Annotated in this window: 21 protein-coding genes and 3 pseudogenes; 12 read left to right on the top strand and 12 right to left on the bottom strand. The window is 57.5% G+C overall.

Going from position 1 to position 25,305, the window contains the following annotated elements; translation table 11 throughout:
• Positions 1-79: 79 nt before the first annotated feature.
• Together J0663_RS30275 and J0663_RS30270 are read right to left on the bottom strand one after the other, a co-directional pair.
• Complete coding sequence (locus J0663_RS30275) at positions 80-751, bottom strand: HAD family hydrolase (protein WP_131588169.1); 672 nt, start codon at positions 749-751, stop codon at positions 80-82.
• 140 nt (positions 752-891) lie between these two features.
• Complete coding sequence (locus tag J0663_RS30270) at positions 892-2,178, bottom strand: DegT/DnrJ/EryC1/StrS family aminotransferase (RefSeq protein ID WP_018482084.1); 1,287 nt, start codon at positions 2,176-2,178, stop codon at positions 892-894.
• 458 nt (positions 2,179-2,636) lie between these two features.
• Here J0663_RS30270 and J0663_RS30265 point away from each other — a divergent pair, with 458 nt between their 5' ends.
• Positions 2,637-3,911 carry an ROK family protein gene (locus J0663_RS30265; RefSeq protein WP_138396893.1) on the top strand — a complete coding sequence of 425 codons (1,275 nt, stop codon included), beginning with the start codon at positions 2,637-2,639 and terminating at the stop codon, positions 3,909-3,911.
• A gap of 36 nt (positions 3,912-3,947) precedes the next feature.
• On the opposite strand, the gene J0663_RS30260 is transcribed toward J0663_RS30265, so the two are convergent.
• From J0663_RS30260 to J0663_RS30235, 6 genes are all read right to left on the bottom strand, one after another.
• Complete coding sequence (locus J0663_RS30260) at positions 3,948-5,879, bottom strand: methyl-accepting chemotaxis protein (protein ID WP_138396894.1); 1,932 nt, start codon at positions 5,877-5,879, stop codon at positions 3,948-3,950.
• A 182-nt stretch (positions 5,880-6,061) separates the two neighbouring features.
• Complete coding sequence (locus J0663_RS30255; RefSeq protein ID WP_138396895.1) at positions 6,062-7,228, bottom strand: ABC transporter ATP-binding protein; 1,167 nt, start codon at positions 7,226-7,228, stop codon at positions 6,062-6,064.
• Between the two features lie 79 nt (positions 7,229-7,307).
• A complete protein-coding gene (locus J0663_RS30250; RefSeq protein ID WP_027667923.1) occupies positions 7,308-8,333 on the bottom strand; it encodes a Gfo/Idh/MocA family protein in 1,026 nt (341 codons plus the stop codon).
• 28 nt (positions 8,334-8,361) lie between these two features.
• Positions 8,362-9,195, bottom strand: a complete 834-nt coding sequence (locus J0663_RS30245; RefSeq protein ID WP_027681768.1) for a carbohydrate ABC transporter permease — start codon at positions 9,193-9,195, stop codon at positions 8,362-8,364.
• Position 9,196: 1 nt separating this feature from the next.
• Positions 9,197-10,126: a carbohydrate ABC transporter permease gene (locus tag J0663_RS30240; protein WP_131613972.1), complete on the bottom strand. Its 930-nt coding sequence runs from the start codon at positions 10,124-10,126 to the stop codon at positions 9,197-9,199.
• A 70-nt stretch (positions 10,127-10,196) separates the two neighbouring features.
• Positions 10,197-11,651: an ABC transporter substrate-binding protein gene (locus J0663_RS30235; RefSeq protein ID WP_131613974.1), complete on the bottom strand. Its 1,455-nt coding sequence runs from the start codon at positions 11,649-11,651 to the stop codon at positions 10,197-10,199.
• Between the two features lie 286 nt (positions 11,652-11,937).
• Here J0663_RS30235 and J0663_RS30230 point away from each other — a divergent pair, with 286 nt between their 5' ends.
• Positions 11,938-13,197, top strand: coding sequence for an ROK family transcriptional regulator (locus J0663_RS30230; protein ID WP_018482071.1), 1,260 nt, complete (start codon positions 11,938-11,940; stop codon positions 13,195-13,197).
• 116 nt (positions 13,198-13,313) lie between these two features.
• On the opposite strand, the gene J0663_RS30225 is transcribed toward J0663_RS30230, so the two are convergent.
• Positions 13,314-14,471, bottom strand: coding sequence for an ROK family transcriptional regulator (locus tag J0663_RS30225; RefSeq protein ID WP_018482070.1), 1,158 nt, complete (start codon positions 14,469-14,471; stop codon positions 13,314-13,316).
• A 147-nt stretch (positions 14,472-14,618) separates the two neighbouring features.
• Here J0663_RS30225 and J0663_RS30220 point away from each other — a divergent pair, with 147 nt between their 5' ends.
• The 5 genes and pseudogenes from J0663_RS30220 to J0663_RS30200 all read left to right on the top strand — a co-directional run.
• Complete coding sequence (locus J0663_RS30220) at positions 14,619-15,623, top strand: extracellular solute-binding protein (protein WP_018482069.1); 1,005 nt, start codon at positions 14,619-14,621, stop codon at positions 15,621-15,623.
• Between the two features lie 50 nt (positions 15,624-15,673).
• Positions 15,674-16,678 (top strand): ABC transporter ATP-binding protein, encoded by a 1,005-nt coding sequence (locus tag J0663_RS30215; RefSeq protein WP_026236765.1) that lies wholly within the window; start codon positions 15,674-15,676, stop codon positions 16,676-16,678.
• A complete protein-coding gene (locus J0663_RS30210; protein WP_018482067.1) occupies positions 16,675-18,384 on the top strand; it encodes an ABC transporter permease in 1,710 nt (569 codons plus the stop codon). The genes J0663_RS30215 and J0663_RS30210 overlap by 4 nt, the downstream gene beginning before the upstream one ends.
• A 17-nt stretch (positions 18,385-18,401) precedes the next feature.
• Positions 18,402-19,325, top strand: coding sequence for a sugar phosphate isomerase/epimerase family protein (locus J0663_RS30205; protein ID WP_138396897.1), 924 nt, complete (start codon positions 18,402-18,404; stop codon positions 19,323-19,325).
• Between the two features lie 322 nt (positions 19,326-19,647).
• A pseudogene (locus J0663_RS30200) lies at positions 19,648-19,802 on the top strand (L,D-transpeptidase); the annotation flags it as partial.
• A gap of 26 nt (positions 19,803-19,828) precedes the next feature.
• On the opposite strand, the gene J0663_RS30195 reads toward J0663_RS30200, so the two are convergent.
• Positions 19,829-20,551, bottom strand: coding sequence for a Crp/Fnr family transcriptional regulator (locus tag J0663_RS30195; protein ID WP_131613978.1), 723 nt, complete (start codon positions 20,549-20,551; stop codon positions 19,829-19,831).
• 157 nt (positions 20,552-20,708) lie between these two features.
• Positions 20,709-20,909: a hypothetical protein gene (locus tag J0663_RS30190; protein ID WP_018482064.1), complete on the bottom strand. Its 201-nt coding sequence runs from the start codon at positions 20,907-20,909 to the stop codon at positions 20,709-20,711.
• Positions 20,910-21,069: 160 nt separating this feature from the next.
• Between J0663_RS30190 and J0663_RS30185 the strand changes: the two genes are divergently transcribed.
• The 3 genes and pseudogenes from J0663_RS30185 (at position 21,070) to J0663_RS31675 (ending at position 23,492) form a co-directional block, all read left to right on the top strand.
• Complete coding sequence (locus J0663_RS30185; RefSeq protein WP_018482063.1) at positions 21,070-21,951, top strand: glucosamine kinase nucleotide-binding domain-containing protein; 882 nt, start codon at positions 21,070-21,072, stop codon at positions 21,949-21,951.
• Positions 21,948-22,706 (top strand): annotated as a pseudogene (locus J0663_RS30180) (GntR family transcriptional regulator); the annotation flags it as partial. The gene J0663_RS30185 and the pseudogene J0663_RS30180, both read left to right, overlap by 4 nt.
• A gap of 651 nt (positions 22,707-23,357) precedes the next feature.
• Positions 23,358-23,492 carry a hypothetical protein gene (locus J0663_RS31675; protein ID WP_259664032.1) on the top strand — a complete coding sequence of 45 codons (135 nt, stop codon included), beginning with the start codon at positions 23,358-23,360 and terminating at the stop codon, positions 23,490-23,492.
• Between the two features lie 351 nt (positions 23,493-23,843).
• Here J0663_RS31675 and J0663_RS31525 read toward each other — a convergent pair whose 3' ends face one another.
• Positions 23,844-24,557: a hypothetical protein gene (locus tag J0663_RS31525; RefSeq protein WP_246590492.1), complete on the bottom strand. Its 714-nt coding sequence runs from the start codon at positions 24,555-24,557 to the stop codon at positions 23,844-23,846.
• Between J0663_RS31525 and J0663_RS31520 the strand changes: the two are divergent.
• A pseudogene (locus tag J0663_RS31520) lies at positions 24,486-24,743 on the top strand (DUF3991 domain-containing protein); the annotation flags it as partial. The gene J0663_RS31525 and the pseudogene J0663_RS31520 sit on opposite strands and share 72 nt — an antisense overlap.
• Positions 24,744-24,806: 63 nt before the next feature.
• Positions 24,807-25,241 (top strand): toprim domain-containing protein, encoded by a 435-nt coding sequence (locus J0663_RS31515; RefSeq protein ID WP_246590489.1) that lies wholly within the window; start codon positions 24,807-24,809, stop codon positions 25,239-25,241.
• Positions 25,242-25,305: the final 64 nt, after the last annotated feature.

Genomic DNA, 25,305 nt, shown 5'->3' with positions numbered 1-25,305 from the left:
CGATGCTATCGGATCCCACGATATATCCTGGACAGTGACGCTGCGATTCAAGACGCTTCGCCTGCGCGCAACTGCGTGATCACAAACCTGCTAAGATTTGTGGCAACGCCGTCATGCGGCTAAACAGCTTTGTGGCACCTGCCTCCATCAGTTTGTCTCCATGCCCAGCAAGGCAATGAGAGCCACCTACGAAGCCAATCACCATCATCCCGGCTGCCACTGCCGCCTGAGTTCCAGAAACGCTGTCTTCAATAACGAGACAACTGCCAGCCGGTGTGTTCATATTCTGTGCTGCAAACAGAAAGAGATCCGGCGCTGGCTTACCACGCGCAACTTGCGAAGCGCTGAAGACATGGGGCCAAAAGAAATCATGCAGGTCTGTGACTTTAAGAGCCAAGCAGAGCTTCGCAGCATCACTGTTCGACGCCACGCACTTCCTTAAATCGATAGCTTCCAAGGTTTGCCGAACGCCGCTGGTTGCACGCAGATCACGAGCATATCGATTTGCAACTTCGGCCATCACACGTTCATGATGATCCTCCGGTAGGCGCAAGCCGCCCTCGGATTCTATGACTGAATAACTTTGCTGGTCAGTCATTCCTATGAAGCGATCGTTATACTCTTCAGCGGATATGATATAGCCACATTTCGCCAAAGCTTCGATGTGCACCCTGGTTGCGATAAGCTCGCTATCGACGAGAACCCCGTCGCAGTCGAAGATCAGTAATTCCGGACTTTTTGAAAAAGACATACAAGGAGTCCTCGTTGTAGAATCGCTCTGAGTTTTGTCCCAGCGCAGCTTTCAATCTTCCGGGCATTGAGCAAAGTATGATTGAAAAGGATCGGATGTTGACCATTGCGGCACTGGGAAATTGGTGCGACGCGCGGGGCTCAGCCAGAAATTGCTCCTGCGGCGACCTTCGGACCTTGCTTATGAAGAGCATTCCAAACCTTGTGAAACGCCTCTGCATAAAGCTTCATCAATTCGCCATCGTTGGGTGGCGCAATCTCGGAAACGTAAAACATCGTATCCAAGAGTTTCACTGTATTTGGAAAATCGGCGGCCTTCCAGTTGTCGCGAATGTCTGGAAGATATTCGAATACGGGCTTCGTGAGCCAAACACAGATAGGCACGCCTTCGGCCTGCAGCGATTTCACCACGAAATCCCTTGCAGCCGGGCCTGGCGCGAAGCCAAGTGCCGCAGGTTCGATCCGGAGGGGAAAGTTGAGCATCGAATGGTCGCAGTCAGATGGGTTGAAAAGAGGAAATATACCCACAAGCTCGCTGATCATCTCCCATAAAAGCTTGCTATTGTCTCTTCGGATTTGCAGTTGCGTATCCATCTCAGTGACCCGCAAGTTCGCTATAGATGAAGAGAATACGTTGGGCCTGTAGTTGTACCCTTGGGAATAGGGCGAGAATATTCGCGCTCCGCTCCGAGACGAGCTGGACAGCGATACGCGATCAACATGTGCAATCAAGTTGGCGTCTTCCGTGATGACAAATCCTAGCTCCCCAGCCCCAAGGTGCTTGGCGCCGTTTCCGGATAGAGCGAGTGCGTCTGCATCAAGATGCGCACCGTCGACGATTGGTTTCGCGGCGCCGATCGATTGGCAGATGTCGTCGATCACAGCAATGCCTTGAGCTCGCGCTGCAGACCTCGCGTCGGGGACGAGAACATTGTTTCCGAAAAGGTGAGTGACTAAAACTGCAGCCACGTTGGGGCCGAACTCTTCAGCGGCGGCGCGCTGATCAATCCCGGCCAAGTTCATGTCGACATCAACGAAGACGGGTTGAAGACCGCTGATCGTGATTGGCCCTACCGCTCCCGGCCAATTCAATGCTGCGGTAACAACTTGCTCGCCTCGCTCTTTGACGTAGTCGAGTTCGATGTGAATGGCTGCCGTTCCGCTGCCGACAGCGCGCACTTGCCACTTCCCGGTCCACCTTGCAAGGCTTTCCTCCAAACCGCTCACAATTGGATGATTAACGCGGTGATATCTTCCACCATCCACAACTCCACGCAGGGCATCCGAGTGCTTCTTCTCCGCGGCGGGCCAAGGTGTAACACGTCCCTGGGGGACCACAGGCTTCCCACCGAAAACGGCGAGCTTCTCGACTGAGAAAGCACCAGTTGCGTTGCGAGTTATGAGCCGTAGTGCACCGAATCCGTTCATCTCGATCTCCAATCATGCTCATTAGAATGCTGATCAGCCCACACAAACGCTAGCACTGCTTTCCCCGGTATGATAGCTCAAACTAAGTATATAAAAAAGTATATGCTAAATTATATTCAAGATACGCGAGATAAAATAAGTATAATATTCGATTCTGTCGTGTATGGTCAGGCAGCCGCTTGGGCGTCACCTTGGTCAGCTTCTGCACGGAGCGCTTGGGATATTTCAATAGTTTTTAACGATTGGGCGGACACTAAGATCACTGAATGAAGGCTTGGGACGGGAACCGGCCAAAGTTTCCCGTAAACGCCAGGTGCCGATCATAAGATGCGTTGGAAGAACAGCACATGGCCCCCAGATCATAACCCGAGCCTCACCAGATTGCGAAGAAGCGGTTAGCCCCCTGATAGTGCTGGCCGTTGGCGGCGCAATTGGTTCGGCCAACAGGATTGGATGCTATGGACTCTTTGATAAGAAGACTCGAAGCTCACCGACTGGGAGAAAGTGAGGGCAGTTCTGACGATCGCCATAAAGATGAGAGCGCTAAGGGTATAGTCCCGGCCCAAAAACTGATTCCAACGCGAACCTTGGGCCCTGCGAATCGGGGCCGATTGCTGCAAGCCTTGTACGACATAGGGCCATCCAGCAGGGCGGACCTGGCCCGCCTTGCGGGTGTGACTCGAGGGACTATCGGAGGGATTGTGCAGCCCCTGATCGATCAGGGTGTTCTTGCGGAAGGAGAGGTGATACCTCCCAACGAAGCAGGCGGCAAGCCGGCTACCAAGTTGTGGTTTTCCAAGGATGCAAGGCCAATATGCGCGGTGCTCCTGATGCACGACCGCGTGAGTGCTTGTTTGGTCTCTTTGGAGGGCAAGGTCTATGCTCAACACGCCGCCGATTTTCCGAAGAACCTTACACACCCCACCGACGCATTCCGAATTATAAGCACCTGTGTCGAAGAAACCATCGCATCTGGCAAACCGATCTTAGGGATAGGTGTAGCAGTTGCAGGAATGATCAATACGGAGACGGGCACAATTGTGACCGCCAGTCTCGGGCCATTCCTGGACGGCTTACCGCTCGAAGCCGAATTGCACAAAAGGTTCGGCGTTACCGTGTGTGTCGATCAGGATACCAGAGCCTTGCTGGTTGGGGACCGATGGTTTGGACAAGGCCGCGGCCGGAGAAACTTCGCCTCCGTCCATATCGGCGAGACTTTGGGTGGAGCGCTTTACCTTGATGGGCATCTCTATCGGGGACCCGCAGGTGCAGGCGGCGAAATCGGTCATACGACCGTAGACATCAAAGGTCGGATATGCCAGTGCGGCCGACGTGGATGCTGGGAAACAATCGCCGGCTCGAAGTGGTTAACGGACGAGGCCAAGGTTAGGCGGTTGCCACAACCGCACTCCCTGGATGTGAGCCGATTATTGACTCTGGCCAACGACGACGTCCCAGGCGCACGAGAATTACTTCGCGACTACGCGTTCAACATTTCGGTCGGCCTGGCGAACCTCCAGCAGTTCATGGCGCCCAATTTTATCGTTATTCACGGCGACATCGTACGAGGGGGAAACCCCATGCTTCATTTAATCCAGGAAAGCTTCCGGGAATTGGTATTCCATCGCCCGGGCGATGAAATTGCCCTTGCTTTCGAAGATAGCGAATGCCTGGCGGCTTTACGCGGTGCCGCCAGTCTGCTTCTTTCTGAATTGCTGAATTTCGTCATCTAAGGACATCCGCAATACGTTCCTGCGGGAGGTCCGCGGTCATTGCCGGGATCTATCTGCAACTCGACCGTCACTCACTTTGCCGAGTTCGTTCGCGACCTTTGCCAGCATCCGGCGTGCTGGCAAAGATATTGACGCTGTTTCACGGTTGCTTTGACTGGTCTGCTGCTCAGAGAGTGCATTCTCAATCTGAAACTCCGCCACAATCCCGCGCAACTGTTTTGCCTCAAGGGCAAGTGCCGTGCTTGCAGCCGTGGATTCCTCGGCCATGGCTGCATTTTGCTGCGTAACCTGATCCATTCGATTGACTGTCCGGTTGACCTCAAAAAGGGTTGCGGACTGCTCGTTGGAAGCGGCCGTGACGGCATCAAGCTGAGTGTTAATCAGCACTATCTGGTCCACGATGATCTTGAGCGCCTCGCCGGTATCGCGGACCAGCTTGACGCCACTGCTGACCTCATCAACCGATTTGAGGATAAGATCCTTGATCTCTTTTGCTGCATGCGCAGAGCGTTGAGCAAGCTCCCTCACCTCCTGGGCAACCACTGCGAAACCTTTTCCTGCCTCGCCGGATCGTGCCGCCTCGACGCCTGCGTTGAGCGCCAGAAGATTGGTCTGAAACGCGATTTCGTCGATGACCCCGACAATACTGGAGATCTGCGAGGATGACCGTTCGATGCGTTGCATTGCCGCGACAGCGCTGGAGACCACTCCCCCGGAGTGGCGCGCCGACTTGTTTGCCTCGATCGCAACATGTCGCGCCTCCGCTGTGCGCTTTGAGGAACTGGCGACGTTCTGGGTAATTTGATCCAGCGCGGCGGCGGTTTGCTCCAGTGAAGCAGCCTGGTGCTCTGTGCGGCGTGACAGGTCCTGCGCGCTCAAACTGATTTCCTGCGCGCCATCATCTATCGATTCGGTTGCGTTCGACACAGCTCTCAAGCTCTCAGCGAGTTGAGCAACAGCAGCATTGAAGTTCGCCCGCAACGGTTCGAAGTCCTCGGCGAACTTGTCGTCGAGGCTGAACACGAGGTTCCCGTCGGCGAGATGCCTTAGGCCCTCTGCAAGCCCGGACGTTGCCTCCGCCATATCCCGCGCTCGCTGACGCTCGGTCTCGGCGAGACGCGCACGTTCAATCTCATTTGCGCCACGACTTGTTTCTGCATCCTTTCCGAGATCGCGCGCCCTTAACTCGTTGTCCTTGAAGATCTGTACTGCCCGGGCCATCGATCCGATCTCGTCGCGGCGAATCGTTCCCTCAACAGTCGAAGTAAGATCGCCGTCGGCTATGACCTTCATCGTCGTAACCATCTGCTTGATCGGTTTGACCAACCAGGAGCGAATTGCGAGAAGGCCGAAACACGAGACAGCGAAGAGGGCCACAATAGCTGTTCCCAAACTCAGCACAGACGTGTCACGGACAACGCTTGAAACGTCAGCACGCTTTTGCTCTGCGTCCGAAGCGAGTTTTTCCGTGACGAATGTGAATCTCGGTGAGATGGCAGCAAAGGCGGGTTGGCAAAGAGTGAGATAGAGTTGCTGCACCATGGCAAGCTCGGCTTCACTAGTTGCGCCGCGACCAACAGCGATGGCTGCACCACACGTATCGGTCAGGACGGAGAATCCATCCGCCTTCAACTTCGGCAGTTCGCTCTGCTCAGGAACTGCGGCAATCGCCATATCCATGAACCTGACGAAGTTTTCTCGTGCGTCATTCAAGCCAAATTCTGCGCGCGCCCTCGCCTCTTTCGACCGCGTCATCACCATGTCGCTGATGCTGGCACGCGCTATTTCCAGACTTCGGTTCGACTGGGTCAAGCGAAGTGCTGCAGATGCATCTTTGTCGAGAAGCTCCTGATAGCTGTCGTTAACTTTCAACATTTGCCGGCTCTGATAGAACGTCAGACCGAGTGCCATGACGCCAAAGACGGCCATGATGATAAAGAACTTACCGACAATGGAAATGTGTTTCACGGGCCACTCCTCTAAGCTCGGTGTCACTTACGGCGGATGGATGTTCAGATTCTGATGGTTTGATGTCTCGAGTTTTAAAAAAATGGCTGCCGCCGACCTCGTAATCGACGACAGCCAAGTTGCCTGGGAGGGCAGGAGAAAAGAGTTGAAACCCCAGCTGGCGATATTTCGTGCACGTTCTGTCAGTCGCGGATCGCAGCCCCCGTTACTGGGTCGAACCAGTGCAATTTCTCCAGGTCGACTGTCAATGGCAGCACCTGATGGGGTCGAGGTGTCAGCGCCGGTGGTATACGCGCCACAAGCCGGTTCTTACCCTTGTTGGGAAAGTCTTCAGTATCCTCAGCATCGTTGATATTGACCGGCGGTGAGGCGATGTCGAAAAACACGAAAGTGTCGGCTCCAAGCGCTTCGGCAACCGGGATCTGCTCATTGAACAACGCCTCGGCCTCGGGACAAACCTTGAACATCTCCGGGCGAATTCCAACAATGACTTGTCGCCCGGCAAAGACCGACAATGCTGGCTGGGCGGGGATGGCGAAGGATATATTCGTCCCGGTAATCGCAGCTTTCAGCGTCCCGGCTTCCGCTGTCAGCTCGATGCGTACGAAATTCATGGCGGGCGAACCGATGAACCCCGCGACGAACAGATTGGACGGCTTGTCGTAAAGCTTCTGCGGCGTGTCGATCTGCTGAAGATTACTCTGCTGTCCGTTAAACACCGGCTTCAGCACAGCCACGCGATCGCCCATGGTCATAGCCTCGACCTGATCGTGGGTCACATAAAGGGTTGTGACGCCGAGCCGCTGATTAAGCAGCTTCAGTTCACCGCGCATCTGCACGCGGAGCTTGGCATCCAGGTTGGAAAGAGGTTCGTCCATCAAGAAGGCCATGGGATGGCGAACGATCGCTCGACCCATCGCCACGCGTTGGCGTTGACCACCAGACAATGCCCCCGGTTTGCGCTCGAGATAGCGCGCGAGATCAAGCATTTCGGCTGCATCGCGCACCAGCTTGTCAATCTTGTCCTTGGGCATTTTGCGCTGCTGCAAGCCAAAAGCCATGTTGTCGTAAACGGTCATATGAGGGTAAAGCGCGTAGTTCTGAAAAACCATCGCAATATCCCGGTCCTGTGGCTCGGTCTCGGTGACATCGGCGTCATCCATGAGCAGCCGACCGCTGTTGAGCGTTTCAAGACCCGCAGCCATCCGCAATAAAGTTGACTTGCCACAACCCGACGGGCCGACCAAAACGACGAATTCTCCGTCCGCGACCGAAAAACTTACATTCGCAACAGCAACGGTTCCGTCCGGAAAGGTCTTGCCTATCCCATCAAAGGTCATGGACGCCATTTTTATCTACTCCCAGTATTTTTGGGCGAGGCAAGCCGAACTGTTCGCACGGATTTGCCCCGAGCTTTTGGGTGCGGCATTAGCCGATGTTCACAGCCTTGCCGCTTGCGACCGATTGTTCGATCGCCGCCAGGATCTTGGTGTTTTCCAGACCGTCCTGTGCATCTGCCAGCAGAGGAGCATCACGCACCACGCTATCGACGAAGCGAGCGATGGATTCCAACACGAAGCCACCGATACGCGTCGCGCCGGTTGGCGTTATGCCGATGTAGTCATTGTATTTCAGTCCGCCGTCGACGATACGGCGCAGGCCGCCGCTATGGGTCGGGTCTGCCTGGATCTGGCCCTTTTCACCAACGAACTCGACCTTGAAATCGACGAGCGAGGGATTGTCGCGCGACAGGATCCAGCTGTTCTCCATGGTCACGACCGTGCCCTTGGAAAATTCAAGGATCGACGCATGGAAGTCTTTCGTATCCACGCCGCCGGCAGACAGTGTCCCAGAGCGGGCGACGGAATAAACACGCACGACCTCGTCTGCGAGAATGAAACGCAGGACATCGACGAGGTGGCTTCCCAGGAACCAGAGTGCCGAAGACTTTGCAGCCCAGCTCAGCATTTCGAATGGAACGAATGTCGTATTCGAAAGACGCGCGGTCCCGTGCTTTGCCAAGCCGATCTGACCGTCCTGAATCATGTCGCGAACCTGGGCGAGGATCGGATTCACACGGTTGTGGAAATCAATCATCAGCTTGCCCTTGGATTTTGCGGCAGCCGCCGCAATTTCCTCGGCTTCACTCACCGTCGTCGCAAGCGGCTTTTCGCTCAACACGTGTTTGTCAGCTTTCAGAGCGGCGAGGATTATCGGCGTGTGGGTAAAGTCGGGTGTCGCAACCGAGATCGCATCGATCTGATCGCTGGAGATCAGCTTCTGATAATCGGTGAAGGCCCGCGTTGCGCCGTAGGTTTCCTTCATCTTCAGCGCCCTGCCCTCATCGAGGTCGCAGACGCCGACCAGCTCGGTCTCCGGCAAGACATTAAAGGTGTGGGCGTGATTGCCGCCCCAAAGACCGGCGCCAATGACGCCCATTCGCAGTCTGCTCATTTCATTACTCCATTCATAAAGGGAAAGCTCAGCCCTTCACCGAACCAAAGGTGAGGCCTCGTACGACGTATCGATCGAAAACAAGGAAGATGATCATCGGAGGTATCATCGCGAGCACTGCTGCGGCGGCGATGTAGTTCCAGGTCACTCCGCTCGTTGCGAAATATCCAAGTGTTCCGATCGGAAGAGTGGCGGTCGAGCGTGAGCTCAGCACCAGCGGAAAAGCGGCATTGTTCCATGCGAACACGAAGGCGAACATCGAGGTGACAATGATGCCGGGACGAACGATCGGCAGCGTGATCCGCAACATGATCGTGTACCAGCGGGCGCCGTCGACCCGGGCAGCCTCCTCCAGTTCCACCGGCACTTCATCGATGAAACTCTTCATCAACCAGACGGAAAACGGGATCGTCAGCGTCTGCAGGACCAGGATCATGGAGAAATAGGAACCCTGCAGACCGATGCGCGTGATGAGGATGAAATACGGGATCAGGAACGCGACCGGCGGGGCCATCAACAGCCCGAGATACCACAACATGATGTTCTTCTTGCCGCGGAGCTTGAAACGGGACAACGCATAGGCCGCAGGAACCGAAAAGGGCAGATTGAGTAGCACAGCACCGATTGCGACGATGAGGCTGTTGACCAGTTGCGGCGCGTTGGTACCCGGATCGACGAGGATGTGCCGGAAAGCATCGAGATTGGGTTCGAAGGTAAGTTGCGGCGGCATGGTGAATGCCGTCTCGGCCGGCCGGATCGCAAGAGCGATGAACCACAGAATCGGACCGACAAAGATTGCCAGGAAGAGGAGGCCGGCGGCGTAGGTGAGTGCCGTGTTGAAGCTCGTGTGGCGGCGGGACATTTTACCACTCCTCGTTTCGGAACGCGAAGAAGACGTAGAGGGCAACGATGACGTTGACGATCAGCACGGTGATCCAGGTCATGGCGCTGACCAGGCCGATGTTGAAGTTGACAAGGCCCTGTTCGTAGAGAGAGTATCCAAGGGTGCGCGTCGACGTGCCCGGTCCGCCGCGGGTGAGCACAAGCACTGTGTCGAAGGTGTTGAAGATCTGCATGAAGCGCAGCATGACGATAATGATTGCGGTGCGCTTGATCAGCGGCAGCTTGATCCGCATCAGGATCGTCCATGCAGACGCGCGATCCAGGCGTGCGGCCTCCAAAATCTCGTCGGGCACGGCCAAAAGGCTCGCATAGAGAACGATTGCAAAGAACGGCGTCCACTGCCAGATGTCGACGAAGAGGATGGCCGCGAGTGCTGTCGATGGCGAGCCAAGAATTCCCTGAGCGGGAACGGGGAGCCAGAGCGACTGCAACAGCCAGCTCAACAGTCCACCGCCGGGATCATAGAGGTAGCGGAACAAAAAGCCGACGACGATGGGCGCGATCGTGGTGGGCAAGATCAGCAGGGCCCGCACGATGTTCATGCCAGGCAGTGCCTTGAGCAGAATGAGTGCAATCGCCAGGCCGAATATGAATTCAAGTGCCGTGCCAAGGATCGACAGGATCAGGGTATTGGTGAGCGCGGCGCGAAAGTCGAATGCGTTGAAGGCCTGCACATAATTTTCGAAGCCAACGAACTGGAGCGGCTCCGGGCCGATTTGCAGGTTCCAGAAGTAGAAGCTCGATCTTAGGGCAAACAGCAAGGGGTAGGCGATCAGAGCGAGCAGCATCACCACCGAAGGCGCAATCAGCAAGTATGGCAGGTTTCGTCGGATAAAGCTCTTCCGGGCAGGCCCGAAGGCTCGCGGAGAGCGAACAGTTGTCGTGTGCATTGCCAGATCCAGTTCTTCTTCAAGTGGATGCCGGCGCGATCGCTGTCGCGCCGGCCCGAGGAGAACTCTGTTACTTCTTGGCGATCAGGGCTTTGGCCCCGTCAAGAGAATCCGCGTAGCTGTCCCTTTGATAAGGGATCATGAGATTGCCCTTCAGGATGCTCTCGAACAGGCTGTTGGCGCGCTCGAGGCCGGTCTTCGGCTCTTCGGTTCCGGTCAATAGCTGGTTCAAGGTCAGGCCCAGCACACTTTCGACAGCCGTGTAACCCGGGACCGGCGGGCGTGTGACCTTGCCGTTGCCCTGCTTCATCATCGCATACTGCACATCGAGGTAGGGATAGATCGCCTTGACTTCCTCGTCTTGATAGAGCGAAACGCGCGCAAAGTCGGAGAACTGGTAGTTGAGGTCCGGCCAAAGAGCCATTTTCTTCTGCGTGGCCTTCGAGGTCGCCCATTTGATGAAGGCGTAGCCTGCCTCTTGCCTTTCGGAACTGGACGGGATGCCAAGGCTCCAGCCACCGAGGCTGACCGTCTGAGGCACGCCCTCAGCTTTCGGCAAGGCTGCGGTTGCATACTTCTCCATGACGTCCGATTTCTTACCGGTCATGTAACCGGAATTCTTGATCAGATAGAAGTACGGGGTCCACCAATAGAACATGCCGATGTCGCCCTTGGCGAAACGGGTGCCGGCGTCGAACCAGACATAATTGATGGCTTCAGGCGGAGACAGCTTGTAGAGCTGCCTGTAGACTTCGACAGACTTGATCCAGGCCGGGCTTGTCAACTGCGGGGAGAAATCCCACGGGGCGGTCGGGAACGATTTGAACCAGTTCGCCCCGTGGCTTGCTGAGACCTGCGTAAACATGTGGACGATCGGCGACGGCTGGGAACCGCAAACGACGGTTGGGAAGAGCGGCTTGCCGCCAAATGATTTGCCTTCCATCGACTTCAGGGTGTCGACGTATTTCGTCCAGGTCCAGTCTTCCGACGTCTCGGTCGGCGGCGCTGCAATGCCGAGTTCGTCAAAGACGTCCTTGCGGTACATAACCCCCTGGGCATAGGCGGCGACCGGCAATGTGCCGACCTGGCCGCGCCACATATTCGAGGAATAAAGGACCTCCGGGATGAAGTCTGAGAGGTCGAATTCGTTGTCCTTGGCAATAAAATCATTCAGCGAGATGATCCAGCCATTGTCGAGGTACTGCCCGAGCCACATCTGGTCGACAACGATGACATCGGCGTCGGAGGTCTTGGCGACAAAGGCAGAGACGAGGCGCGACTGAAGGGCGTCATACGAGAGGCTTTCCAGTTCCACCTTGATGCCGGTTTCCTTCTCGTATTCTGGCACCAGCGCCTTCATTGAGAAAAAGAATGGGTCTTCAACGGACAGGACGCGCACCGTGTTCGCATCCTGTGCCGCCCCTCGCCGTGGCACGGCCAATGATCCCGCGCCAGCCACAAGAGCTGCGACGGAAGCGCTTTTCAGCAGGTCACGTCGCGACATATTTCCGATATCGATTGTCATAAACAGCCTCCTCAGTTGCTTCGTATCCCAACCCCGGCCCTTCAGCGCAGCCCTGGGCTTCCGCTTGTCGATACTGAGATTGTTACCCCTAATGTGCTTTTTGTAAGCAGTTAGTTTGTACCTCGCACAAACTTATGTTAGTGTCAAGAAGTTGTCGCGGCGAAAATTTCTGCGCTGTACCGCGGTTGTCATCGACGTCCTGCTTGCATCACCGGAAAGGGCCTTATGTTGTATGGCCGTTCGATAATGTACGGGCTAAAAGGATCCGGTAGATTGGAGAAGAGAATTGAAGTTTGAGAGCCAGCCGTCCTATTCGTTGGGCCAGCGCACCCCTGCAAGCAGAGAAGTCGCCGCCGGCGAGAACGGCGGCAACGTGACACTTGTCTCCCAATCGGCACTTGGCGCGATAAACCGCGGTCGCGTCCTTCAGGCCTTATATGATAACGGACCCAAAAGCCGGGCAGATCTCGCTCGACTTGCAGGTGTCAACCGGACCACGATAACCGGTATTGTGCAGCCGATGATCGAAGACCAGCTTCTTGTTGAGGGAGATGCGTCACCTTCCGACGTCAAAGGCGGCAAGCCGGCTCGTCCGCTTTATTTTAACCCCGATGCACCGATGCTTGGCGCAGTCCTCCTTCTGCCCGGCACGATACAAACATGCCTCGTGGCGCTAACCGGTGAGATCAAGGCCGTTGCGAAAGCTGAGTTTGATACGCATGGCGACACAGAAGCATTCATCGCGGTCATGACGGAGACGCTTACTGCCACACTGTCTCAGGCCCAACAGGCGCCTTTCGGCATTGGCGTGGCCTCGGCTGGAATGATCGACAGTGACAATGGAACCATTCTTACCGTCAACCTTGCTCCCGTTCTAACGGGACTTCCCCTCGTAGCAATACTACAAGAACGCTTCTCTCTTCCGGTTGTCATCGATCACCACCCCCGTGCCTTGCTTGTTGGGGACAGATGGTTCGGACCCGGTCGCGGCCAACAAAATTTCGCAGCAGTCTATACTGGCGAGGTTCTCGGCGGCGCCTTCTTCATCGACGGCAAGGTCTATCGTGGACTCGCCGGATCCGGCGGCGAGCTCGGTCACAGCGTGGTGCAGATCGATGGTGCCCTTTGCAATTGCGGAAAGCACGGCTGCTGGGAGACCGTCGCTGCCCTTCCTTGGTTACGAAAACAAGCCGCCCGATTGAGCTTTCCGCATCCCAAGAGCGTCACCTGTGCCAGGCTTGTCAAGGAAGCAGACGAAGGCTCGAAGGCGGCAGAGGAGCTTCTCGACCGTTATACGCGGAACGTAGCCTTCGGCATCGTCAATCTGCAGCAAACACTCTCCCTCAACTCCTATGTCCTTCATGGAGACGTCGCCGGAGGCGGATTGAAGGCAGCAGAGCTGATCAGGCAGCATGTCGAGCAACTGGTGGTGAAGAGACCTGGTCAGGAGATATCGATCACGGTGAATGGTATCGGCGAAGGCCATACGGCTCTGCGCGGCGCCGCGGGTCTGGTTTTATCCAGCCACCTCAAGCTGGTCATTTGAGGCTTTGTAGCGGCACCGATCTGCAAGGAAGGGCTTGCGGACCTGCAAGGTGCGGTTCGCGCCTGGGCCTGCCCCGGTTGACTTCTTAAAGAGACTCAGGCGCGCAATCAAATTTTCTAAGGTCGGGATTTGGGCTTGCGACCGTTAAGGTAAGGACTGCCATCGTCTGCGACGGCGGCGGAAAAGAGAGAGGCAAAGAACGGAATGCAGGCCGCCCCGATCGCGCCGGCGCGAGGGCCAAGTCGAGAGGCCTCGACTGCGGCAGCCTCCAAACCGCGCGACGGGCCAAGGATTGGCTGACTGGAAATTGCGCGTACCAGCCTGTCTGTCACGAGTTCTGGCAGCCGTCCCCCAAGGACAATCAGCGCGGGGTCGAACATCGCCGTTGCTACACGTACCGTCTCGCTGAGCTGCTTTCCGGCGCGTTCAACCCAGATTTCTAACGCCGCTTCGGCGCTATCTGGCAACCGATCGAGGTCGATGAAGTCGTGGATGGCGAAGCCGGCACCGTTGAGGGTGGCAAAAAGGTCTTGGCCGGATGGGCGCGGCTGGTCGTACGGGTAGAGAACTCCGGGCAGGCAGGCGTTTCCATTGACACCGCGGTACGGCCGTCCGTCGATAACCGCCCCTCCCCCGACACCGTGTCCAATGTGAATGAAGAACATCGGATCAGGCTGCGGGATGCGTCCGCCGAACACATACTCTCCGAGCGCTGCAGCTGTTCCATCATTCTCGATGTAATAGGGCGCTTCGAAAGTCGCTTTAAAAGCTTGGTCCACCTCACCATCATCGAAAGCCGGGAAGAAGCTGTGGGCCTTGAGGATGTTCGACATCGTGCCGAAATTGCCGGGCACAGAGCAGCCGACCCCGAGAAGGCGATCCTTAGGCGTACCCAGGTCGGTCAGCATCGCCGCGATAGCAGCCTGCGCGGCGCCTGCCACAGACAAAGCCGTGCTGGTCTCGATGTCGACTGATCGGGAGGTAAGAATCTTACCTGCTAGATCAACAATTGCTACCTCCATTCGGGAGACCGAGAATGTTATCCCCGCGGAAAGATACCGGTCAGCCCGCAAGCTCAGCAAGCGCCGAGGCTGGCCTTGGGCGCCGGTCCGCTCGACCACCTCGATGAGAAGTCCGATCTCAAGTAAGCGACCTATCAGCCGAGTGACAGAAGCGCCTGTCATGCCGGACCGTTCGGCCAGGTCGACGCGCGCAATCTTCTTGCCCACGAAAATCAGTTCGACCAGTCGTCGTTCGTTCCGTGAAAGGTCCATTGGTTCCAAGAGTGCCTCAAATCGTTAGTAGCCAAAGAGCTATTGCAATATATATTAAATTACGCAATGTAATTAAACTGTCATGTAGCTCCGGTAATAAGGCGCCAAGCCGGGGATGACCGGCCAAACTGAAACGAGAGGAACACCATGCATCAGATCAAACGTTTATTGACCCTCGCAGCCGTCCTGATCGCGGTCACCTCTCCGGCCTTGGCCAATAGTCTTGTCGTCTATTCACCTCAGGGAGAAGAGAACGTTCAGTGGATAATCGACCAGGCTAAAGCCGCCGGTCACGATGTGCAGTTTCTGCGCGCACCCGGAGGAGAACTTTTTGATCGGCTGGTCGCCGAGAAGAACAACCCCCAGGCCGATGTCGTACTCGGCATGGTCGACACGTCTATGGCTCTGCTCAAAAAGAACGGCCTGTTCCAACCATACACACCAGCCTGGGCAGCGGACCTCCCTGCGCAATACAAGGACAAAGAAGGCATTGTCTACAAATTCTGGAGCACACCGGTTGTCATCGCCTATGATTCCGACAAGCTTGCCGCTGAGCGGGCGCCGAAAAGCTGGCTGGACCTGACAAGGGGCGAATACAAAGGCAAATACGTCATCGGCAACACCGCCTGGCAGACGACAAGGGTCTATCTTGCCGGCATCTTGGCCCGGTTCCTCGACGACAAGGGCGAAGTCACTCAGGCTGGATGGGATTTTCTTGGCGCATTCTATGCGAACGCCATCGTTGTCGATGACGCCGATGCGCGCAAAGAAGCCTTCAAATCGGGCGGTGCGATCATCAATCTGAACTGGTTCGGCGGCGTCATCAAAGACGCCAAGGAGCTCGGCATGCAAGTCAAGGTCATTGACCCGGAAGGTGGCACGCCCGTCATCTCCGAAGGCGTGGCGATCATGGCGGGAACCGATCAGCTGGAGCAGGCAAAGGCATTCGTCGACTGGTTCGGCTCTGCCGATGTCATGGCCGGCTACGCCAAAAAGTTCGGTCAGGTTCCGGTGCTACCGGCGGCGCTGGCGAAATCACCGCCAGAGGTGCAGGCGAATGCGGAACTAGTCAAGGCGCAGCCTATCGACTGGGATGCCGTCGCGCCCAAACTGGACGGCTGGTTGCAGAAGATCGAGCTTGAAATCCGGTGAGGATGCAGGACCGGGCGACACAGATCGCCAGGCTTCACAGGAGTATGATCATGCCGACCCCGATCCTCATCATCGATAAACTGCATATTGGCTATGGCGACAAGGTGGTCATCCGCGACCTCTCGCTTGAGGTTCACGAAGGAGAGTTCGTTGCTCTGCTCGGGGCCTCCGGCAGCGGCAAATCCAGCGTTCTAAGGACCCTCGCCGGCTTTCATCCGGTCATGAGCGGGCGGATTATTCTTGAAGGAAAAGATATCACCAACGAGCCGCCGGAGCGCCGTAATGTCGGTATGGTATTCCAGAACTATGCGCTGTTTCCAACGATGACGGCGTTCGAAAACATCGCCTTTGCTTTGCGTGTGGCGAAGATGCCGCAGAGCGAGATCGGCAAGCGCGTCGCCCAGATCGCCGAAACATCCGGGATTACGGAGCAGCTGCACAAGAAGCCAGCGACCATGTCAGGCGGGCAACAACAGCGGGTCGCGATTGCGCGCGCGCTTGTCGCGGGCTCCAAGGTGCTTTTGTTCGACGAACCATTGTCCAATCTCGACGCCAAGGTGCGAGTGACGATGCGCCGCGAGATCAAGAGGCTCCAGCAGGAATTTGGCTTCACGGCAGTCTTTGTCACGCATGATCAGGAAGATGCACTCACGATGTCCGACACGATCGTCGTGCTGGCGAACGGTGGCGTTGAACAGATCGGTGACGGACGTACTCTTTATCGAGAGCCGGCGACGCCGTTTATCTGCGAGTTCATCGGCACCGCCAACGAACTGCCCACGCCGCTTGCCGGGCAAATCCTGGGCAGCGACGTTCGGGGGCGCATTTTTGTTCGCCACGAAGATGTACTCGTTGGGAAAGTGATACCAGCCGGGTTGCCGGCGACCGTCCGTCATGTGGAATTCCTTGGCGCCCACAGCCGTATCGACCTGGATACCGGCGGATACTTCATTTCGGCCGCCAGGATGGGGCACGAGTTACCCGAAATCGGTGAGACCGTGTCCTGGACGATCCGGCCGGGCTCGGTGCATATCTTCGAGGAAGCGGACAGATGAACCGCGCGGCTGCCGTCGAGCGCGTAGTCTATTGGATCGGGTTGGCGGCCCTGATCTGGATCGTCGTCACCTTCCTGATACTGCCGCTCGTCGCGTCACTTCAAACGGCATTTTTCAGGGACGGCAGCCTGGTGGTCGGTCAGACCCTAAGCGAACTTTCAAGATCACGAAGAGTGCGCGCTGCCCTTTGGAACACGGTTTGGATGACGTCAGCGACCATGGTCACGGTGACCATTGTCGGGATTTTCCAGGTGGTCGTCCTTGAATATTTTCACGTACGCGGTCGCGCACTCTTGAAAATCGCCTATGCAACGCCGCTGGTCTTCGGCGGTGTCGTTGCGGCGGCGGGCTATAACTTCACCTATGGTCCCGGCGGTGCGGTGACACATCTGGTGAAGGCGATCGTTTCCAGCCTCCCGCAAGACTGGTTCATCGGCTGGTTTGGCGTGCTCTTCACGCATACCTTTCTGATGACCAACTTTTACTATCTTTTTCTGCGTGCTGCGATGCGCCGCGTCGACTACGCAACCATCGAAGCCGCGCGCAGTATGGGTGCCTGGGAATATACGATCCTGTGGCGTGTGGTACTGCCCGCAATCATGCCGACGCTCCTCGCTGTCACCCTTCTCACCCTTTACACCGCGATCAGCTCTTTCGCCGCCCCTCAGGTGCTGGGCGGTCGCGATTTCCACATGCTGAGCCAGATGGTGCTGACTCTGAACAGCCTGCGCCGTCCCGACATGGCCGCCTTACTGGCGCTTATGATGGGACTGTGTCTCATGGCGCTTATCCTGCTGTCTCAATATTACGAAGCGCGCGGCTCCTATGTCGGCGGCGCGAAAGCGACTGCGCCCATCCAGCTACGCAAAATTTGCAGCCCGATCGGCAATACAGTGCTACATTTTTTTGCCTATCTTCTTGTGGCTATTTATGCGGTGCCGATCGCTCTTGTCGTACTCTTCTCCTTCGCCCCGGCCGCGAGCATCGGCATCGAAGTGATCCCATCCAGCCTGACCCTGAAGAACTATGCCCGCGTCTTTACCGAAGGCACTGCCTTTCTTCCGTTCTTCAACTCCATAGTGATGAGCCTTGCCGCGGTATCGGCGGCGCTGGTCGTTACGCTGTTTGCTGTCCCGGTTATTCTTGGCCGGCGCAGTTGGCTGACGCGCCTTCTAGACATCACTTTCTTCCTGCCATGGGTAGTTCCTAGTATTCTGCTCGCTGTCGGGCTGATCGTCACCTTCGACACGCCAAACCCGCTCGTTGGAAACGCAGTCCTCCTCGGCGGCTACTGGCTCCTGCCGATTGGCTACGCCATCGTCGCCTTGCCGCTTATGGTGAGGTTCCTGCGGGCAGCCTTCGTAGGAATCGATCCGGCCTATAACGAGGCGGCCCGCTCGATGGGCGCCACTGGTCTTTATCGCTATCGCCGCATCATTCTGCCGATTGTGGCGCCGACTGTAATCCTCGTCGCCGGGATGGCCTTCAACGATCTCCTGTCGGAATACCCCCTGTCGGCGTTTCTATACAACGTCAACAACAAACCGCTGCCGATTGCAATCGTAGACAGCTCGCTGTCTGTCGATCCTGAGCAGGCCGCGCTCAATCTTGTCTATGTCACTCTGATCATGGCGTTTTCACTGGCGATCATTCTGTTGGCCGAGCGCATCGGCCTTGGCAAAGGTCCAGAAACCACAACATTGTAGAACCGGAGACTGATCCATTGGATACCTGCATCACCGTCTGGCATTGGCCGCACCAGGAGCGTTGGTACGACGAAGGCATTCGCAACTCGCTGACCCTCATCAAGGAAGCTGGCTTCACACACATCAACTGGAATCCCGACTCCGGCAGTTCGTACTGGCTGGCCGACGCCGAGATTGAGTTTACAAGCAGGATCGTGGCCGATGCTGGGCTGAAAGTGCACTCGGTTCATGGCAGCAATGGCCGCAATCCTATCACCGAGATCGGCCACAAAAACCCTGGCCCTTTCGCGATGGAGACGCGCAAGGACTTCCTGTCGCCGCATGAATGGCAGCGCCGCAGCGGAGTCGAGCTGTTGCGTAACCGTGTCGACCTGGCGGCCGCGTTCCAGTCCCCCAATATTGTTCTGCACATCGATATCAACGACAACGTCTTCGGCAGCGAAGCCGCCGAACGAGCGTTCTTCGACCCCCTTTTCCAGTCTCTCGACGAGATCAGGCCTTACTGCGTCGAAAAGGGCATCCAGATTGCCGCGGAAACTCTCCTTTGCGCCAACGCTCAGAATTTCCTCAACCTCTATGATCGGCTGTTCGTTCGATACGGCAAGGAGTTCATCGGCGTCTGCTTCGATTGTGGCCACTGGGAACTGATCGAGCCAGGCAAGCTCAGCGTGCTAGAGCGTTTCGCGGATCGCCTCATCGCTACTCACATTCACGACAATTTCGGAGCAATGGATAACCATCTCTTGCCATTCGACGGACGATTAGATTGGCACACGATCACCTCGGCGATCGCCGCAACTCCTTATCAGACTCCGCTCAACATCGAGACGCCAATGGACCGGTATGGGATTCCAGAATCCGCCTACTATCGCCGCGCTCACAGTGTTGCTGTTAGGCTCGAGGAGATGGTCGCCGAGGCGCGCGAGAGGAAAAGCGCATGATGGCGAATGCGCTTACCCTCGACAATCCTCCACTACGTCGTGACAAAGGTAGCAGCGTTGACCCCTGAACAGTTCCGCGGTCCAGATGGATGGACAGTCGAGACGAAAGAATCTGTCGGCTACGTCGGTGCCGTCAATCAATAGGCGGAGATCCTCCAACAGGCAGAAATCCTCGCCGGCGACTGTTGGCCAACGACGTTTCAGACCACCTTGTAGTTGGCAAGGTGGTAGCGCGACAGTCATCTAACGGCTGATCGATCTGGTGAACGGTACTGCAAATTTCACCAGCAGGATACCCATTCAGCCAATTTCGATCGCCTACGGCGGTTACGCCGTTCATGCCACCTTCGACCTTAAGCGCTTGGGCCGGCCGGCCTCGCATGCCTGCGTTCGCCTGCACTCCGACAATGCCGCCCAGTTCTTCTCGCTGGCGCACAGGCTGGCCTCGCCAATACCCGCGTCGTGATCACGCGCTGACCCCGAATTCGGCAGCTGATCCCGTTCTATGCGCTGATCATCCGCTCCAACTCATCCATGTCGGGGACGATGATATGTCGAAAGTTCTCGATGCGAATGACACCGCTCTTGCGCAGCTTGGTCAACTGGCGGCTGACGGTTTCAATGGTCAGACCGAGAAAATCGGCGATCTCGGCGCGGGACAGCGGCAGGTCGAAAGAGGTGGTCGTGGCGGTCTGCGGTTCGGCGTGGGTGGCGATGAGGTGGAGCAGGCTTGCGACCTTCTCCTCGGCGGTGCGCCGGCCGAGCGTCAGCATCCATTCGCGCGCCGCATCCAGCTCCTTCAGCGCCTGATCGTACAGGCTGCGCTGCAGCTTCGGCGTCTCCGATATCATGCGGTCGAGCAGGTCGCGGGGGAAGACGCAGATTTCGGCGTCGGTCGCAGCCTGAGCCGACAGCATGCTTTCGGGCACGAAGGGCCTGCCGACGAAATCGGGGGCGAATTGCAGGCCGACGATCTGCTGGCGCCCGTCCGGCATCACCTTGCAGAGCTTTACTACCCCGCGCATGATGTTCGAATAGAAAGAGCTTTCCGACCCTTGAGCGATTATCTCGCAGCCAGCATCGACCGTGCGGCGCAGCGACTGGCGGCCGAGCTCTCGGAGTTGGCCGCTCCACAGCGCGCCGCAGACGACGCCGTGCCGCGCTTGGCAGGAAGCGCAAGCGACGGGAGCGCCGGCGTCGGAAACCTTACTGCGTGCAACGTCCATTTCCTGATCCCTTCAAAATCCGCGTGTGCCATGATGTGGCTGCGCATGCTGGGCATACCCCAGACGATTACGCCGCGATTGCGGGTTCGGCTATCCCGATTTCTTCCGGCGCGGCTTGATGATTACCAATTTCGCCGGGACCGCGAGTTGATCCAGATCAAAGTTTCGGTGCCATGGCTGTTTTTGGATAGCGCCTGCCTCGACACGAGGCCGTCCCGCACAATCCTTCAAACTTGAACGACGGAGCAAAGATCTTCCAATCCTGGGCGACGAAGCCGCCGACGTCTTTGCGCACGAGCATTTCCCAAATTGCATGCCGGTTACTCGCGACGGGGAAAGGATTCAGGTCGAAAGGCATTACGGGTTCCTTCAGCTGGGTCGCCCATACTCTCTCTAGCCGGTTTCCAGTTGACAATCCGGTATGTTTGTGCGACGTACGTACGAACAAGATGCGCGCAGCTGGTGCGGCCCGAAGGCGATCGACGCTGTGTCAGATGACCTCCTGAAGGAAAGCGCGGATGACTGTCTACCTAATCGGAATCGACGGCGGTGGCACCAGCTGCCGTGCTGCAGTCGCCGGTGCGAACGGGAGTATCCTTGCGCGGGCTCAAGCCGGGCCAGCCAACATTCTCTCCGATCCGGATACGGCCCTCGACAACATTGCCAGTGCGACCCACGCGGCTTTCTACGCAGCTGGCATCAATGCGCGTAGCATCGCCTCGGCGCGTGCAGTACTTGGGGTCGCGGGCAATAATGTCGGCGAGGCCGTTCACTACGTGAAAAACAGGCTACCCTTCGCCCAGGCGGACATCGAGTCAGACGGGCTGATCGCGCTACAAGGCGCGCTTGGTGATAAAGACGGAGCCGTCGCCATTTTAGGAACAGGCACGATCTACATTTCCCGCCACTGCGAAACGGTGACCTACGTCGGCGGATGGGGCTTTACTGTGGGCGACCTCGGCAGCGGCGCTCGTATTGGACATGCGCTTTTGCAAGAAACGCTGCTCGCATATGACGGCATTCACGACATGTCCGCGATGACCGCCTCCGTCCTTGCCGAATTCAAAAATGACCCACGCAATATCGTCGAGTTTGCGCGGCAGGCAAAGCCCGGCGCCTTCGGCCGCTATGCGCCGCGCGTATTCGAGCACATGAAACAGGGCGATGCCGTCGCCGCGCGCCTGTTGCAAGAAGCTGCTGTTTCAGTTGACGAAGCACTTGATCGTCTAGTCGCGCGAGGAACGCAGAAGATTTGCCTGCTCGGGGGATTGGGGCCGCTGTATTCGTCCTGGATCGCTGCACGGCATCAAAGTCTATTGGTAACGCCCGAAGGCGATGCACTGAGCGGGGCCGTGGCCCTGGCTGTGTCGCGCTTCGGGCATCTGAAAGCGATCGAATGAGCGACAGGCTTGCGGCCATGCTTCCAGGATGGGGCATAGACATCAAGGGCGCCGGCCCGCTCTACCATAGACTTCGCCTGGCGCTTGAAAAGGCGATCCTGTCGGGTAAACTCAAAGAGGGCGACGTTCTTTATCCCGAACGAGACCTCGCTGAACATGTCCGCGTTAGCCGTGTAACGGTCCGCAAAGCAATCGACCATCTCGTCCAAGACGGCTTTCTGGTCCGCCGGCGCGGCTCAGGAACCTTCGTTGCCGGATCGGCGGTGCGCGCAGATCGGCCTCCGTTATGCGCTAACTCTTTGACGGGTGACATTTCCTGGCGTGGATCGGACACGAAAGTCGAGTGCATCGGGCGCAGCACGTCTCATCCCGCACCAGAGGAGATGATGACACTCGGCTTGTCAGGCGACAGTCACGTCGTGCGCATCACCCACTTGCGGAGCTCGGCGGGCCAGCCGCTTGCGATCGAACGCACATGCATTTCCTCGGAGTTCCTGCCCCACGCTCGTGCCGTTACCTCTTCTATCTGCAACACACTCGCGGACGCAAACTTCAGACCCGTTCGTGCGATCCAGCGCACTTTCGCATCCAACATCGAAGGTCCGGACGCCACCTTGCTTGGCGTCGCGATTGGAACGGCTGGTCTTTTGACAAAGCGCGTCGCCTATCTTGCTTCGGGCCGTGCAATCGAATTCACCCGCTCACTTTTTCGAGGCGATGCCGAAGGTTTTGTCAGCGAGCTCACCTTTCTCGAAACTGACCGCTCTCTTACAAGACAGGATCCTATCATGCAGGCCACCGTGCAAACGAACATGCGCCGTGAGATCGACGAAATTCCAGAAGCTGCGGCCAGATTGCTCGATCGCTTAGCGAAAGACTTCGCTGCCACCGGTGCGGCTTTGCGCGCCGAGGACTCCGAAGTCGTCGTCACAGTCGCGTGCGGCTTGTCCGACTATGTCCCTGAAATAGTCCATCGAGCTGAGGGCGAAATTGCCCGCCGCTTCGATTCGAGGGTCACTCCCCTCAATCTACGATATCGAGCTCAGCTTTGGTCGCGGCGCTGCCTTGCCGAGGCAGCCACGCGCGTCATCGCAGCCTCGATCGCTCTGACGAATAAGCCTCCGCTTGCGGAACCCGCAAAGGCTATGAGCATGCTGAGCACAAAGGTCGGCTTGTACCTGAAGACGACGCAGATCTCGTGGTGTTGACTCCCGAGTTTGAGTTGAAGTTGAGGCAAGCGGTCATGGCGATTTCGGATCAAATTTGCACAGGTTCTCCAATGGTAAGGTCGATGTTTTCCGCAAACCTGCTGGGCTTTAGCTGAGTGGAACCAGCGCCCCATGAAGATAGCAATGCTCTCGCCGTTTGAACGAACCTGTCTCCATTGGATATCGAGAGGCTGGACTGTGGCTGATATCGCGTTGATCGAGGGAAAGGATACCGCTGAAATTCAGGCGTGCGTGGAGCGTGCGGTTAAATCGCTCAACGCCGAATCAGTGGAACAGGCGCTTGAGAAAGTGAAGCTTGCGCGATCAGGCTGATCGCAGTGTGGTTGCGGGCGCCGGACGCTTTCACCTCGCCTTGCATGCTGCCTGCAAATGCATCGTTCTGGCAACGTCAGGCCCGCAGCAAGATCGCGCCATCGGTTTGAAAACACGGAGAGAATGGCTCCTGCGTTCGGCGGAACGCAGCCGAACCGAGGTGACCACGAAAGCAAGCCAATCCGCGCGGTTGTGATGGGTCCTTGCCGAGTTCCGGATTCCACGAACAACACGCTGAAAGGTCCGCTCGCAAGCTGCGGCCGCTGCCGCTCCGCGGCGCGGTGATCGCGCCCGTCCCGAGCCTTTGAGGAGCCATCGAGCGGGAATTGGCCCGCTCCCACTGGAGCCCTTCTAAACTCGCTCGATCATTTCCTCGCACAGTCCCGCGCCTTCCAGCTCCCATGACCTGATGGTCCGGTCACCGTCCTTGAAGTCGAGGGTGAATACAGCGTCTTTCCCTCTGACGAGATCGATGCCGACGACGACCTTGAGATCGCTCATGAATTTTTCCCCTGGCCGGCGCATCGAGCCGGCCTTTGGCGTGCCGCTTGCGAGCAGCAGGCCGCAAGGGAGGCTTCGCCGCGGCCGTGCATTGCATGATCCGACAATTGCCAGCCGCGCCCTTGCAGTCTTTGCTCTTCGCGGTGGGCCGAACGGTGCCCACGAAGCGACGGGCAAGGAAAGGCAATGGAGGCCGATCGCAGTGCGATCGGGAGCAAAATGAAAAGAAGAGAGATAGAGGAGCTGCGTGAGCAGGTGAGCTGCGCGGCCGTTCTTGAACAGGCGAGGTTCGCCATCGACATCAAGGAAAGCACCCGGCGGGCAGTCAAGTTTCGCCGTGGTGGTGAAATCGTCATCGTCGCGCATGAGGGGCGCGGATGGTTTGATCCGCTCAGCGATGCGAAAGGCGATGTCTTCGGGCTTGTCGAGCATCTCGATCATGTCGGTTTTCTCGAAGGCGCCGATAGGGTTGCGGATCTCGTTGGTTTCGAGATCACGGAACCGGAGTGGCAGCCTGCGAGCCGCGATAGAGGATGCAACCTCTCTCTTGTCGAGCGCTGGCAAGCGCGCCGCAGCCCATGGCCCGGTTCATCGACGTGGCGCTACCTCAACGGCGAGCGCCGGCTGCCACCACCTATACTCTGTGAGGCGATCAAAGCGGGGCTTCTTCGGGAAGGCCCGCGTGGCAGCATATGGGCAGCGCATACGGATAATGCCGGCGTGGTGACCGGATGGGAGGCGCGCGGACCGCAATACCGTGGCTTCGCCTCTGGAGGAGCGAAGGTTCTCTTCCGTCTAGGGTTGGATACTGCGTTGCGCCTGGCCGTCACGGAAGCTGCGATCGATGCCATGAGCCTTGCGGCAATCGAAGGGTTGCATGACGGCACGCTTTATCTCAGCACCGGCGGCGGGTGGTCGCCGGCCACGCAAGCCGCGCTGCGGGAATTGGCCTCCCGACCGGACGCCCGGCTGGTCGCTGCGACGGACGCCAATGCACAAGGGGATCTGTTTGCCACGCGATTGCGGTCGCTTGCCGAGGATGCCGGTTGCGAGTGGACCCGGTTGCGCCCGGCCGAGGAGGACTGGAACGAAACCCTGAAGGTCAGGGAGAAAGAAAAGGGGGAAAGAAAGGCAGGAAGCGTGCCGCATTCGCACCGCCCGCGTCAAGGGAGGCTTCGCCCGGCTGAGCCGGCCCTTGACCCAGCCAGTCGCGATGCCGGCGCCAGGCAAGGGGTCATGAAGGACTGAAGGGGATGGCGAGGTCGATAGGACGGCGCCGCACTTCGGTCCGAAAACGCGCAAGGAGCCGCAG

Origin of the sequence: Rhizobium lentis, assembly GCF_017352135.1 — a bacterium.
Lineage (GTDB): Bacteria > Pseudomonadota > Alphaproteobacteria > Rhizobiales > Rhizobiaceae > Rhizobium > Rhizobium lentis.
The sequence above is the reverse complement of the archived record's forward strand: the minus strand, read 5'-3'. Positions and strand labels throughout refer to the sequence as shown.

Bases quoted from the DNA above. Each gene is read 5' to 3' on its own strand.
- J0663_RS30220 (WP_018482069.1), top strand. From the start codon at position 14,619: ATGCATCAGATCAAACGTTTATTGACCCTCGCAGCCGTCCTGATCGCG.
- J0663_RS30255 (WP_138396895.1), bottom strand. From the start codon at position 7,228: ATGGCGTCCATGACCTTTGATGGGATAGGCAAGACCTTTCCGGACGGA.
- J0663_RS30235 (WP_131613974.1), bottom strand. From the start codon at position 11,651: ATGACAATCGATATCGGAAATATGTCGCGACGTGACCTGCTGAAAAGC.
- J0663_RS30250 (WP_027667923.1), bottom strand. From the start codon at position 8,333: ATGAGCAGACTGCGAATGGGCGTCATTGGCGCCGGTCTTTGGGGCGGC.
- J0663_RS30190 (WP_018482064.1), bottom strand. From the start codon at position 20,909: ATGCCTTTCGACCTGAATCCTTTCCCCGTCGCGAGTAACCGGCATGCA.
- J0663_RS30185 (WP_018482063.1), top strand. From the start codon at position 21,070: ATGACTGTCTACCTAATCGGAATCGACGGCGGTGGCACCAGCTGCCGT.
- J0663_RS30270 (WP_018482084.1), bottom strand. From the start codon at position 2,178: ATGAACGGATTCGGTGCACTACGGCTCATAACTCGCAACGCAACTGGT.
- J0663_RS30240 (WP_131613972.1), bottom strand. From the start codon at position 10,126: ATGCACACGACAACTGTTCGCTCTCCGCGAGCCTTCGGGCCTGCCCGG.
- J0663_RS30245 (WP_027681768.1), bottom strand. From the start codon at position 9,195: ATGTCCCGCCGCCACACGAGCTTCAACACGGCACTCACCTACGCCGCC.
- J0663_RS30210 (WP_018482067.1), top strand. From the start codon at position 16,675: ATGAACCGCGCGGCTGCCGTCGAGCGCGTAGTCTATTGGATCGGGTTG.
- J0663_RS30265 (WP_138396893.1), top strand. From the start codon at position 2,637: ATGGACTCTTTGATAAGAAGACTCGAAGCTCACCGACTGGGAGAAAGT.
- J0663_RS30275 (WP_131588169.1), bottom strand. From the start codon at position 751: ATGTCTTTTTCAAAAAGTCCGGAATTACTGATCTTCGACTGCGACGGG.
- J0663_RS30225 (WP_018482070.1), bottom strand. From the start codon at position 14,471: ATGGACCTTTCACGGAACGAACGACGACTGGTCGAACTGATTTTCGTG.
- J0663_RS30195 (WP_131613978.1), bottom strand. From the start codon at position 20,551: ATGGACGTTGCACGCAGTAAGGTTTCCGACGCCGGCGCTCCCGTCGCT.
- J0663_RS30215 (WP_026236765.1), top strand. From the start codon at position 15,674: ATGCCGACCCCGATCCTCATCATCGATAAACTGCATATTGGCTATGGC.